The sequence below is a fragment of the Bacillus sp. L75 genome (genome assembly GCF_003676355.1).
GTDB lineage: Bacteria > Bacillota > Bacilli > Bacillales > Bacillaceae > Bacillus > Bacillus velezensis.
Window position 1 is genome coordinate 1 of the sequence record NZ_ML064901.1, and the last position, 12,122, is coordinate 12,122.

Annotated in this window: 12 protein-coding genes; 10 read left to right on the forward strand and 2 right to left on the reverse strand. The window is 48.8% G+C overall.

Annotated elements, in window-relative coordinates; genetic code table 11:
* Window positions 1–172: 172 nt before the first annotated feature.
* The gene (locus tag D5S11_RS00005) at window positions 173–1,174 is read left to right on the forward strand and encodes an LLM class flavin-dependent oxidoreductase (protein ID WP_047936289.1); all 1,002 of its coding nucleotides are present in this window, start codon (window positions 173–175) and stop codon (window positions 1,172–1,174) included.
* A 41-nt stretch (window positions 1,175–1,215) separates the two neighbouring features.
* Here D5S11_RS00005 and D5S11_RS00010 read toward each other — a convergent pair whose 3' ends face one another.
* Window positions 1,216–3,627: a S8 family peptidase gene (locus D5S11_RS00010; protein ID WP_108725253.1), complete on the reverse strand. Its 2,412-nt coding sequence runs from the start codon at window positions 3,625–3,627 to the stop codon at window positions 1,216–1,218.
* 526 nt (window positions 3,628–4,153) lie between these two features.
* Between D5S11_RS00010 and D5S11_RS00015 the strand changes: the two genes are divergently transcribed.
* The 5 genes from D5S11_RS00015 (at window position 4,154) to D5S11_RS00035 (ending at window position 8,699) form a co-directional block, all read left to right on the forward strand.
* Window positions 4,154–4,468 carry a hypothetical protein gene (locus D5S11_RS00015; protein ID WP_003150952.1) on the forward strand — a complete coding sequence of 105 codons (315 nt, stop codon included), beginning with the start codon at window positions 4,154–4,156 and terminating at the stop codon, window positions 4,466–4,468.
* 23 nt (window positions 4,469–4,491) lie between these two features.
* Complete coding sequence (locus D5S11_RS00020) at window positions 4,492–5,322, forward strand: PRD domain-containing protein (RefSeq protein ID WP_007407705.1); 831 nt, start codon at window positions 4,492–4,494, stop codon at window positions 5,320–5,322.
* 219 nt (window positions 5,323–5,541) lie between these two features.
* Window positions 5,542–6,924, forward strand: a complete 1,383-nt coding sequence (locus tag D5S11_RS00025) for a sucrose-specific PTS transporter subunit IIBC (protein ID WP_007407704.1) — start codon at window positions 5,542–5,544, stop codon at window positions 6,922–6,924.
* Window positions 6,921–8,360: a sucrose-6-phosphate hydrolase gene (locus D5S11_RS00030; RefSeq protein ID WP_007407703.1), complete on the forward strand. Its 1,440-nt coding sequence runs from the start codon at window positions 6,921–6,923 to the stop codon at window positions 8,358–8,360. Before D5S11_RS00025 ends, D5S11_RS00030 begins: the two co-directional genes overlap by 4 nt.
* Before the next feature lie 63 nt (window positions 8,361–8,423).
* Window positions 8,424–8,699, forward strand: coding sequence for a hypothetical protein (locus D5S11_RS00035; protein ID WP_234418061.1), 276 nt, complete (start codon window positions 8,424–8,426; stop codon window positions 8,697–8,699).
* Window positions 8,700–8,730: 31 nt separating this feature from the next.
* On the opposite strand, the gene D5S11_RS00040 is transcribed toward D5S11_RS00035, so the two are convergent.
* Window positions 8,731–9,543, reverse strand: a complete 813-nt coding sequence (locus D5S11_RS00040; RefSeq protein WP_108725255.1) for a bifunctional hydroxymethylpyrimidine kinase/phosphomethylpyrimidine kinase — start codon at window positions 9,541–9,543, stop codon at window positions 8,731–8,733.
* Between the two features lie 149 nt (window positions 9,544–9,692).
* On the opposite strand from D5S11_RS00040, the gene D5S11_RS00045 reads away from it, so the two are divergent.
* The 4 genes from D5S11_RS00045 (at window position 9,693) to D5S11_RS00060 (ending at window position 12,122) form a co-directional block, all read left to right on the forward strand.
* Entirely contained in the window at window positions 9,693–10,031 is a 339-nt protein-coding gene (locus D5S11_RS00045; RefSeq protein WP_003150960.1) for a PadR family transcriptional regulator, read from the forward strand.
* A complete protein-coding gene (locus D5S11_RS00050; RefSeq protein ID WP_108725256.1) occupies window positions 10,024–10,659 on the forward strand; it encodes a permease prefix domain 1-containing protein in 636 nt (211 codons plus the stop codon). Before D5S11_RS00045 ends, D5S11_RS00050 begins: the two co-directional genes overlap by 8 nt.
* Before the next feature lie 44 nt (window positions 10,660–10,703).
* On the forward strand, window positions 10,704–11,231 hold the full coding sequence (locus D5S11_RS00055) for a hypothetical protein (protein WP_108725257.1): 528 nt from the start codon (window positions 10,704–10,706) through the stop codon (window positions 11,229–11,231).
* Window positions 11,232–11,315: 84 nt separating this feature from the next.
* Entirely contained in the window at window positions 11,316–12,122 is an 807-nt protein-coding gene (locus D5S11_RS00060) for a glycosyltransferase family 2 protein (RefSeq protein ID WP_007407698.1), read from the forward strand.

Consider the following 12,122-nt stretch of genomic DNA (forward strand, 5'->3'; position numbering starts at 1 on the left):
TGTCTCATCTTATGGGGTCAGTCCCACCGGGAGAGGTTTTTTTATGTTTCACGTGTAACATATTTCGACAAAATGGAACAAGGTATATAAATGTTTATCATCAGGGATGCTTATAAGCATACAGAAAGAAAAAACGGCTTAGCAGTGGTACGATGTTGATGAGGTGACAGTGATGATTTCATTAAGCATATTAGATCAATCTCCTGTATCAGAAGGGAGTTCCGCGGAAAGCGCGCTGCGGGATACAGTAAGACTGGCGCAGGAGGCGGAAAAGCTTGGATATAAGAGGTTTTGGGTGTCAGAGCATCATTTTTCAGAGCGGTTGGCGGGTTCAAGCCCTGAAGTGCTGATCAGCCATATTGCGGCGAAAACGAATGAGATTCGTGTAGGCTCGGGCGGTGTCATGCTTCCGCATTACAGCGCATATAAGGTGGCGGAGAATTTCCGCGTGCTTGAAGGGTTGACGCCGGGCAGAATCGATCTCGGATTAGGGAGAGCGCCGGGCGGAATGCCGATCGCATCATGGGCGCTGAATGACGGCGGGAAGCGTAATGCTGATCAATATCCGCAGCAGCTTCGTGAGCTGGCGATGTATTTGCATGATACAGCTGATGACAATCACCGTTTTCCGAATCTGACCGCATCACCCCTTATTAAGACGGCGCCGGAAGTCTGGCTTCTCGGTTCTTCGGGGGAAAGCGCGCTTCTGAGCGCAGAAATGGGAGCAGGCTATATGTTTGCCCATTTTATTAATGGAGAAGGCGGAGAAAGCACGACAGCACAATATAAGCGCAGATTTAAACCTTCCGCATTAGGAAAAGAACCAAAAACGGCCGTGGCTGTGTTTGTGCTGTGCGCGGACACGGAGGAGAAAGCGGAGGAACTCGCGGCCGTCATGGATTATACGCTGCTTGCGGGTGAACAGGGGATTCCGCTTCACGGCGTACCGTCTTACGAAACCGTCCGCGGAAATACGTATACACCGTATGAACAAAGACGAATTGCCGATAATCGGAATCGAATGATCATCGGAACGAAGCCGCAAGTGAAAGAACAGATTCTGGCTCTCAGTAAAGCATACGGAACGGAAGAAGTGATGGCTGTAACCATTACTCATCATTTTGAAGATAAACTTCAGTCATACCGGCTGCTTCGTGAAGCTTTTGCCGAATGATCAGAAAGAAACCCTGCTGATGCTCCAGCAGGGTTGTTCGGTTATTCAATGATAAAAGGTTTTTCAGTCAGCACCTGGCTTGATTTCCCTTTGTTCGCGGCATAGGCCAGCATATAATATTCTCCTGCCGGCAGTGCGCTGTCACCATTGACTTTGCCGTTCCAGTCGAAATATTGATAGCCTTTATCCTGCTTTTTGTAGATGCCGGCTTGGCCGACAAAGTCAAGATTGCTGTCATATACAAGGAAGGCAAGCTCTTCGGCTCCCGCCGGAAGATAGGTTTCAATTTGGTAGGTTCCCTGCGTTGTGCCGTCCTGCACGTCGATTGACGTCACGCGCGGATAGTCCGGCTCTTTTACAATCAGCAGCGTCGGCACTTTTGCAACTGTTTTTCCGCCTTCTCGCACTGTGACGGTTCCCTCATAGGTGCCTGCCTTTACTTTTTTGGCATTGACCTTTACTTTCGCATTGACCTTTCCGGTTTGATGAGCGGGGATCACGACCCGGTCTGTGCCCGAAACGGTAATGCCCCTGCCGTTGAAAGAGTACTCGAGCTGATATGATTTTCTGATGGACGATTGATTTTCAATCGTAAAGGTTTCTTTTTTCGTTTCATTGCCTTTGTCTTTCATAAACGTTCCGTAAGAATAACTTCCCGGGGCGACAAGGGAGTCTGCTTTGATCGCCTTCATGATTCTGATGCTTCCGGCACCTTGCGCATTATGCGGGTATACGTCACCGTCCGCGTCCGTTAAGGTTTCCGCCGTGTTCATGAGAGCGGCTTTTATTTGTTCCGGGCTCCATTTCGGTTTGGCCTGCTTGATGACGGCAGCTGCGCCGGCTACATGCGGGGAAGCCATGCTCGTTCCCTGCTTCGATCCGTAGCCGTACGGGTCGGCCGGATCATGGGTCGGAATGGTGCTGACGACGTTTACGCCGGGGGCGGAGACGTCAGGTTTAATCATCCACGTGTCCATAACCGGACCGCGTGACGAAAAGTCTGCCATTTGTTCAGTGAGCGATTTAGCCACGGATAAATTGAAAGTCGCTTTTGTGCCGCCCGCTTTTAATTGGCTGACGAGTTTTTCGCCGTCTTCTGATGAAAGCTTAATCGTCGGCACGGACATGCCCGGTACGTTTGCTTCAATTTCTCCCGGGGCATTGTTATACACAACCATACCGATCGCGCCCGCTTTTTTGGCGTTGTCTGCTTTATCCACAAAGGCGATGCTGCCCCGTTTGACGACAGCGACTTTTCCCTTCAGATCTTTGCCTTCAAAATCCTTTTGCTCGCCGATACCCGCCTCTATGAGCTCTGTTTCTTTTTTATTCAGTGCTTTTATGTCATCTTCTTTGTTGTAGCCCATTACTTTCGCTGAGGAATAGGAACCGAAGGACACGGCGTACTCGTTCAGCGGCAGCTGGGTCGCTCCGACGGAGATGGCTTCTCTGGACGTTCCCGGAGAGCCGACGGTCCAATTGTTCGGCCCGCTGTTTCCGTTTGATGTAACGGCCGTGACGCCTTCTGACATCGCCCAGTCAAGCGCCGTGCTTGTCGCCCAGTCTGGGTTATTCACAGAATTGCCGAGAGAAAGGTTCATGACATCCGCTCCGTCCTGTACGGCGCGTTCGATGCCGGCGATGACGTTCTCCGTTGTTCCGCTTCCGCCCGGACCGAGCACACGGTAGGCAAGGAGTGTAGCATCCGGCGCGACGCCTTTGATCGTTCCGTTTGCCGCTACCGTGCCCGCGACATGGGTTCCGTGGTCAGTCGACGCGCCTCTCGGATCACCGGACGCCGTTTCTTCAGGATCGTAATCGTTATCCACAAAATCGTATCCTTTATATTGTCCGAAATTTTTCTTTAAGTCAGGGTGTTTATATTCGACACCGGTGTCAATAATGGCAACCTTGACGCCTTTACCCGTATAGCCGAGCTTCCACGCGTCATTTGCCCCTATATAAGGCGCGCTGTCATCCATCTGCGGAGACACGGCATCCTTAGATAGGGTGATGTCTTTATCTTTGAGCTGATCGGTATGATAGGTGACATTCGGATAAACCGCTTTGACATCCTGATCACTCAGCAGTTTGGGGATTTCATTTGCCGGGAGTTTCATGGAGAAGCCGGAAAACACTTGCTCATATTCCCTGTTAATTTTTCCGTGTTTAATGGTTTTGAGCGCTTTCTTTTTCACTTTTGCGCGTTCGCTTTTCAGCCTGCTTTTTGTCTGTGCTTTGCCGAGTTCCTTTGCTTCCGCCAGTGACTTTTCCTTCAGCTCCACGATGACTGTCGTTTGTTTGCCGGTGGTCATATCAATGTCACCGAACACCTCAGCCTTCTCAAGATCAGGAGTTTGCGGTTTTGAAGCCGGCGCAGCCTGTGAACTTGTGGATAAGGTAAAGGATAAGACAAAAGCCGGAAGCAGATAACGGATGATTCCTTTTTTCAATCGTGTTTCCCCCTTTTTTCTTTATCTAAATTAGAAATCTAGTATATATTTCTTGAAAATTCAAAATAATCCTTGTGACATATGACTCATTTATGGAAATTGGTCTGTGAATAAGGAGGGAGTTATACACAGAATCCTGTGTATAACTGAATAAATTTGTGTATATATATTGTTGGGAACGAGTGTTCCTATACAAAATATAGATCGAGTTTGTGGATATGTGGATATGCCCTGTGTTTAAGCTGTGCTTAACCAAGGGATAAGGTGTGTATAACTTTTTTTATCGGCTTTTCCATTTTTCAGGTCATTTCCATCAGCTTTCAACAAAACTTCTGAAAACTAGTTTGTTTTTTCACTCATATTGTGACAAACAATTCGCCCGGCCGCGTCTATCATAGAGTCATAGGGTTGCTAGACCCGCTAGTTTTTAGCGGAGAAGGATCGGCCGCCTTTTCCGTTAAAGCGGAGAGAAAAACAGGCCTGCGAACAAGCTGTCTGTCAAAAAGAAGCGGAGGGATGATTTGCAATGAAACGTTTGCTAGTATCTTTACGGGTGTGGATGGTCTTTCTGATGAACTGGATGGCGCCGGGTAACGGAAGATATCCATTAGCCGCCGTGTACGGAAACCAAGCGGCTTATCATAAGAAAGCGAAGCGGACGGCTGGGGCTTTTTCGTTTGTGAGCCGTGTCCGATCGGCGGATTTGACCGATGAAACGAAATCGGCCCGCGGCAGGCTGGATAAAAACCGATGGATGCCTGTCCGCAAAGAATTGCCGAAACGGGAGCGCGCGGGTCCGGCACCTTTACATCATATGAAAAAGAGGGTACAATCCCACTAAACATATGAACGGGAGCGAACCTCTTGAGAATAGACAAAGTATTAAATAACAATGCGGCGTTAATAAAAGAAGACGGACGGGAAAAGATCGTAATGGGTCCCGGAATCGCTTTTCAAAAGAGAAAAAATGATGTGATTCAAAAACATAAAATTGAAAAAATATTTGTCGTGCACGACGAAAATGAAAAGTTCAAACAAGTGTTAGAAACGCTTCCCGAAGAGCATATAGAGGCGGCTGAAGATATCATCAGCCATGCGGAGGGAGAGCTTGCGGCACCTTTGAGCGATCACATCCACATTGCGCTGGCGGACCATTTATCCTTTGCGATCGAAAGGATTCAAAACGGCCTTCAGGTGCATAACCGATTGCTTCATGAAATTAAGGCGCTTTATAAAAAAGAATATGAGATCGGCCGCTGGGCGGTTGAACACGTGAAACAAACCCTCGGTATATCATTGCCTGATGATGAGGCGGGGTATATCGCGCTTCATATCCACACTGCCAAGGCGGATGCCAAAAGCATGTATTCGGCGATGAAGCATACAACCATGATCAAAGAAATGATCGAAAAGATCGAATCCTTTTTCGAACAGAAGGTGGATGAAGACAGTATTTCCTATCAGCGCCTCGTCACGCACTTACGGTATGCGGTCAGCCGGTTGGACTCAAATGAAGCACTCCATTCCATGGACGAGGAGATGCTTTATTTCATCCAAAAAAAGTATCCGTTTGCTTATCGGTGTGCGCTTGAACTGGCGGCGTTTTTAAAAACTGAATATGATTTGGAGCTGCCGGAATCCGAGGCCGGCTATATCACGCTGCATGTCCAGCGTCTGCAAAAAAACCCGGAATAACGCGTCTGTTTCGAGAAACAGACTTTTTTTTTGAAAACATATTGACGAAAGCGCTATCATGAAATAGAATGAAAGCGCATTAAAAAAACTGAATCCGGCGGGATTGTGACTGGTAATGCAGGCAAGACCTAAAATTTGCGTACATGAAAAAGGGATCATGCTGACCTTTTTCGTTGGCGAATTTTAGGTCTTTTTTGATTTTAGAAAGGGGGATACATCATGAATTATCAAGAAACGGCAAAACAGCTTATCAAACATATCGGAGGGGAATCAAATGTCATCAGCGCGACACATTGCGCGACGCGGCTCAGGCTCGTCATTCAAGATGAACAGAAGATCAGCCAGGCCGGCATTGAAGAAATAGAAGGCGTAAAAGGGGCTTTCAGCAGCTCGGGGCAATATCAGATTATATTCGGCACCGGCCTCGTGAATAAAGTGTATGACGCTTTTTCAAAAGAAGCCGATTTGGGGCGGGAAGATCGTGAGACACATCAGGACGCAGCGAAAAAAAAGCTGAATCCGGCCGCAAGATTTGCGAAGACACTGTCTAACATATTCGTTCCCATCATTCCGGCTATCGTGGCAAGCGGACTTTTAATGGGGCTGCTTGGCATGATGAAGGCTTTTCACTGGGTGTCTGAACAATCATCGCTGTTTAAGCTTTTAGACATGTTTTCAAGCGCGGCGTTTATCTTCCTGCCCGTATTCATCGGGTTCAGCGCGGCGAAGGAATTTGGCGGTAATGCCTATCTCGGTGCCGTGCTCGGGGGAATTATGATCCATCCGGCGCTTTTGAATCCGTGGGGGCTTGCGGATGCATCGCCTGATTTTATGCAGCTCTTCGGCTTCGACATTGCGCTGCTCGGCTACCAAGGGACGGTCATCCCCGTACTGTTAGCCGTTTACATTATGAGCAAAGTGGAAAAGGGCACGAGAAAAATTGTGCCTCACGCATTCGATTTATTGGTCACGCCGTTTGTCACGGTGATTGTCACAGGATTTATCACCTTTATCGCAATCGGTCCGCTTGGCAGGGCGATCGGATCAGGCATTACCGTCTCGCTGACATATGTGTATGATCATGCGGGCATTGTTGCCGGACTGCTTTTCGGCGGTCTTTATCCGCTTATTGTGCTTACCGGTGTGCATCACAGCTTTCATGCGATTGAGGCCGGCCTCATCGCTGATTTGGGCAGAAACTATATCCTTCCTATCTGGTCGATGGCGAATGTCGCTCAGGGCGCGGCGGGACTGGCTGTATTTTTCCTGACGAAAAAAGCGAAAATGAAAGAAATCGCTCTGCCGGCCGCATTTTCCGCTTTTCTCGGTGTAACCGAACCAGTCATTTTCGGTGTGAACCTAAGATACCGCAAGCCGTTTATCGCGGGAATGATCGGCGGAGCGCTGGGCGGAGCCTATGTCGTGGTGACCGGTGTCGCCGCCAATGCCTACGGTCTGACCGGAATTCCGATGATTGCCATCACGGCTCCGCTCGGTTTAGGAAATCTTATAAACTATCTGATCGGAATAGGCATCGCCTCTGTCTCGGCGTTTATTGCCGCTTACATTATGGGAGCTAAAGAAAAGGAGGCCGTCAAATGAGGACACCGGATCAAGAGCTGCGCCTGCAGGCTGAGGAAGCGAAAAAGAAGCGGGGAGAAACAGCCGCGTCAGATCCATACCGCCAGAACTATCATATTATGCCGCCGGTCGGGCTTTTAAATGATCCGAACGGCGTGATCCAATGGAACGGCGTATATCACTTGTTTTTTCAATGGCAGCCATTTCATACGGGGCACGGCGCGAAATTTTGGGCGCATGTGACGACGAAGGATTTCGTTGAGTGGAAAGAGGAAGAAATCGCGCTTGCACCGGGTGAGTGGTATGACAAAAACGGCTGCTATTCCGGAAGCGCCATCGAAAAAGACGGGCGGCTCTGCCTGATGTACACAGGCAATGTCCGTGACGGAGAAGGCAATCGGGAAACGTATCAATGCCTCGCCGTATCCGAAGACGGGATCGTATTTGAAAAAAAAGGAGTTGTCGCGCGTCTCCCGGAAGGCTATACCGCTCATTTCCGTGATCCGAAGGTTTGGAAGAAAGACGGAGCGTATTACATGGTGCTTGGCGCGCAGACAGAAAAACTCACCGGAAGCGCTGTGTTGTTCACATCAGAGAACTTGACGGATTGGACGTTTCTCGGTGCGATTGCGGGGGCGGACTCCGGCGGTCTCGGGTCATTCGGTTATATGTGGGAATGTCCCGACCTGTTTTCCCTTGACGGAACCGACGTGCTGCTCGTATGTCCGCAGGGGCTTGAAGCCGACGGGATAGAATATCATAACAGCCACCAGGCGGGCTATTTCCTCGGCAGGCTGCATACAGAGCCGCCAGAATTTAAGCACGGTGAATTTACGGAGCTTGACAGAGGATTTGACTTTTACGCGGCGCAGACGCTGGAAGATGATAAGGGACGGAGAATTCTGTTCGCGTGGATGGGCGTTCCGGATCAGCATGAGGACAAACATCCGACACATGCGTATCACTGGATTCACTGCTTAACGATGCCGAGACAGCTGTCACTGTCCAACGGCAGAATCATACAGCGCCCGCTTTCGGAAATGAAATCACGCCGCACGGATGAACAAAAGCACCGTCTTCAATTGAATTGCTCGTCTGTAAGCCTCCCGGTGAAAGATGCGTCCCGGGCTGAAGTGCTGCTGGAGGACATCACTTGCGAATCCGGTTTTGAAATCTCAATTCGGGGCGCGGCCCGGTTTATATTTCATCAGGAAGAGGGGCTGGCTGTGCTGGAGCGCACCGCTTTCAGCGGAGAAGAAAAAGAAAAGAGAAGCTGCTCCATCAGCGAGGTGCATTCCGTGCAGCTCTTTCTGGATGCATCCTCGATTGAATTGTTTTTGAATGATGGAGAAGAGGTATTCAGCGCCAGATATTTTCCTTTCCCGGGAAATGATGACGTAACCGTCACTTCGGCAGGAAAAACGGAAATAAATGGCTCGATTTGGACACTTTTGTAGAAAATCGTTCTTTTTTCTTATGTGAAACCTATGCCATCTGTGCTATTCTTCAAACGAAAGCCTATGATTCCAGGAATAAAAGGAGTTGTTTTCTCAGTTTTGAAAAATCAGAAGATGACGCCGAAATGTTTACTTGTCAAAGCCGCAGAGCAAGTGGAAGATAAGCGGGAAGAATATAAAGAAGTATTGCTTCAGCTGAAGCGCATGCTCAAGAGAGCTGAGCCGCACAATGAATGGAGTGATCGGCTGATGCATACATATGAACAGATGAAGGAATATGCGCTGTTTGTGCAGTCTATTGAGATGTTTTTGCGGTCATCCGCGAAAAAAATGAAATAATCCCCCTCGGGTAATGAGGGGGATATTTATTTTATTTTCCGCTAAGACGCATCGCCGAATGTTTAGTCGGTCCGATGTATTGGTTCAGCGGGAAGGATTCTTTGATTGCCGCGGTGATAAATTCTTTTGCCGCATAGATGGCTTCCTTCACTTCAGCGCCTTTGGCCAGTTCTGCCGTCACGGCGGCGGAGAATGTGCATCCGGCTCCGTGCGTGTAAGGTGTATCAATCATTTCGCTTTCTAATACTTCCGCGGTTTCTCCGTCATACAGCACGTCGATCGCTTTTTCATGTTTCAATTTGCCTCCGCCTGTAATCAATACATATTTCGCGCCGAGTTCGTGAATTTTCTTGGCCGCTTCTTTCATGTCTTCCACCGTTTTTAATTCATCCATACCGCTCAGCTGGCTTGCTTCAAACAGGTTTGGCGTGATGACGGTTGCCAGAGACGCCAATTGGGTGCGAAGCGCTTCGGCATGCTCCGGATACAGCACTTCGTTCGCTCCTTTGCAGACCATGACAGGATCGATAACGACATTCTTCAGCTGTTTTTCTTTAATCGTTTTCGCCGCAAGCTCTATGATCTCCACGGTAGGGAGCATTCCCGTTTTCATGGCGTCTACGCCGATTCCGTCAACAATCGTCGCCAGCTGTGCGCGAATCGTATCGGCATCGATCGGGAATACTTGATGATCCCAGCTGTTCTCCGGGTCCATCGCTACGATCACGGTCAAAGCCGTCATTCCGTATACGTTTTTTTCTTGAAATGTTTTTAAATCGGCCTGAATTCCCGCGCCGCCGCTGGAATCAGAACCGGCAATAGTAAGTGCTTTGTGCATTGACATATCAATGGCCTCCATCAGTGTTTTATATCTCATTATAGTTAGATTTTCTTCCGATCACAATACGGAAGGCTTGGAGGAATGATTTGACAGCCGCGGGGGATGTGCGTACAATACCTACATAAGATTACTAGGTAAGGGTGAGAAAATAAATGCTCAACAGGGAGCTTGTAAAGGGAAGCACGGTCATTCTGGTGCTGACGCTGCTGAATGAACGGCCCATGTACGGGTATGAACTTGTGAAAGAAATGGAGAAAAGAAGCGGGAATGAACTGCAAATGAAGGAAGGCACGCTGTACCCATCGCTTCATAAGCTTGAACGCCAAAGCTATATTTCTTCTTACTGGGAAAAGCAGACCAAAGGGCCGGACCGAAAATATTACCGGATCACCGATGAAGGAAAAAACATTCTAGCCGAACGGACGAAGGAATGGAATCTGTTCTCTGCTCTGATGGACCGGATGCTGAAGCGGGGCGGGCAGAATGGATAAAGACCTTTATGTGCAGGAAATCAGAAAAGGGCTGGAAGGCAAGGCCGGAAGCCGTGAATTATTAAAAGAAATCGAAAGCCATATTCATCATGCCATTTGTGATCATCTGGAAAAAGGCAAAACCGAAAGCGAAGCGATGGAGCTTATTCTGCGGGAAGTGGGGACTCCGTCTGAGATTATCTCTGCTTTTCAAAAAGCTTCGGCGGTGCCCGCGCGGACTTTTATGCTCTTTTATCTGTTCTGCAACTGCGGTCTTTTTGTGATGGGGGCGATGATTACGATGATGCACGCGTGGAGGATTCATCCCGCTGTTGACGCGCTGTGGAAAGGGATTTCCGTGTCAGTATGGCTGATTATGATCGGTTATGTGCTGTATTGGTTCCAAATCGGCTATCAAGCTGGCAAAGAGTTCGGGGCTGGCGGCAAAAAGCTTGCTGAGCGGACGGTATGGGCTTCAATTGTGCCGAATCTATGTTTTATGTTTGTCTTCTTGTTCAATCTGGTTCCGGCTGGGCTGTTTCCTTCGGCGGTCACACCGAGTTTTGCGGCAGTATGCGCCGTTGTGACGGTATGTTTTCCGTTTTGCGGAAAAATAGGTTTTTACGCAGGCAGGCAGAGACTTGCCTGATCTTTTTCACTATATACATAGGGAATCTATATAGGGGTGTTAAAATGAGATTAGGTTCGTGGATGTACGGCGCGTGCGCCCAAATAGCCGTAACCGTATTTACCGTCTGCAGCTTGGTTCTTGCATTGCCCGTTGTGAGTCTTTTTATTATGGTTCTGAATGGGATGCAAGACGCTGTTTTTGTTGTTTTCAGTATTTTGCTTCTTCTATTATTTTATGCGCTGGGATGGATTTGGGCCGTTTCGTTTGCGCGTGAGTGGAAGGTGAAACTTTTCGAGCTGCAGATCAGTTCGCTCATTCCGCTGGCGGGTATATTATACTTGTACATTGACAGCGGGGTGAGTATACCGGAACTGATTCATGATTGGGGTGAGGATGGATGTGCGCTTGTCCCGCCGGCTTTTGTCTGCTTGTGCACAAGCTATGCGATGGTGTTGGTGCCTGTTTATCAATCAAAACTTTGGAACGCCATGGAGGCGGGCAGACTTAATGCCAAGGCGGTATGCACTGTTTGGGGAGACCTTCTGATCATTCTCGTTTTGCTGGCGGGCATGACCTGGATTTGTTTCTGAATGGGCCGAAATCAAAAATCCCCCCTGATCTCTCCGCCGCTTTATGTTTTAATAGAACATGAGAAAAAGCAGAAGGAGCGGATCATGAATATATCAATTGTCATAGTCACGTATAATCGGATTCCGGCTTTGTGTGAGCTGCTGGAGTCGATTTCCATGCAGACCATAAAGCCTTATGAAGTGATCATTGTAAATGATGCCGGGGAATCGGTCGAACAAGCGAAGCAGCTGTACAGCGATCTGCCGATTCAGATTATTGATTTAGAACAGAATGCCGGACATGTGGAAGCTCGGAACGCAGGTGTGAAAAAAGCGTCGGGTGATTGTATCATGCTGTGCGATGATGATGATTTCATTACGCCGGGCCATTTGGAAAGAATGGCGGCTGCACTTGCTGATGCGGATTTTGTCCATTCTGACGCGGAAATTGTGTCATTTGAAGAACGGGGCGGCACGAGATACCCGGTGTCACGAAAGCCGTTCGCCTATACGGCGGATTATGCGGATATGCGGGTATTTTCCACGTACGTTCCGTCAGGCAGCATGTACAGGCGTTCTCTGCATGACACGTTGGGGTATTTTGATCCGGATGTCCATAATTATTGGGACTGGGACTTTTATTTGCGCGCCGCGAAACAGCACCGTGTGAAGCGTGTTCCTTGCGCGAGCGTCATATATGCGTTTTTTGAGGGAGGCGGCAATCAGTCCGCGGATCTCGGCGGCAAAAGGAAGCGGTACTTAGACCGGTTAAGCGAAAAGCACGGGCTTGGAGAACTCCCGACGAAAAACTTTGCGGTTCTTCTTGAAGAGCCGGACATGAAGAGGCGGGAGGCGCCGACTGACATTGTGTGGGACGGAAAGCCCGTCCATTCAAGACTGCACAGTTCATAA

Coding starts and splice junctions, on each gene's coding strand:
- D5S11_RS00005 (WP_047936289.1), top strand. CDS start 173: ATGATTTCATTAAGCATATTAGATCAATCTCCTGTATCAGAAGGGAGT.
- D5S11_RS00015 (WP_003150952.1), top strand. CDS start 4,154: ATGAAACGTTTGCTAGTATCTTTACGGGTGTGGATGGTCTTTCTGATG.
- D5S11_RS00025 (WP_007407704.1), top strand. CDS start 5,542: ATGAATTATCAAGAAACGGCAAAACAGCTTATCAAACATATCGGAGGG.
- D5S11_RS00030 (WP_007407703.1), top strand. CDS start 6,921: ATGAGGACACCGGATCAAGAGCTGCGCCTGCAGGCTGAGGAAGCGAAA.
- D5S11_RS00035 (WP_234418061.1), top strand. CDS start 8,424: ATGATTCCAGGAATAAAAGGAGTTGTTTTCTCAGTTTTGAAAAATCAG.
- D5S11_RS00040 (WP_108725255.1), bottom strand. CDS start 9,543: ATGTCAATGCACAAAGCACTTACTATTGCCGGTTCTGATTCCAGCGGC.
- D5S11_RS00045 (WP_003150960.1), top strand. CDS start 9,693: ATGCTCAACAGGGAGCTTGTAAAGGGAAGCACGGTCATTCTGGTGCTG.
- D5S11_RS00050 (WP_108725256.1), top strand. CDS start 10,024: ATGGATAAAGACCTTTATGTGCAGGAAATCAGAAAAGGGCTGGAAGGC.
- D5S11_RS00055 (WP_108725257.1), top strand. CDS start 10,704: ATGAGATTAGGTTCGTGGATGTACGGCGCGTGCGCCCAAATAGCCGTA.
- D5S11_RS00060 (WP_007407698.1), top strand. CDS start 11,316: ATGAATATATCAATTGTCATAGTCACGTATAATCGGATTCCGGCTTTG.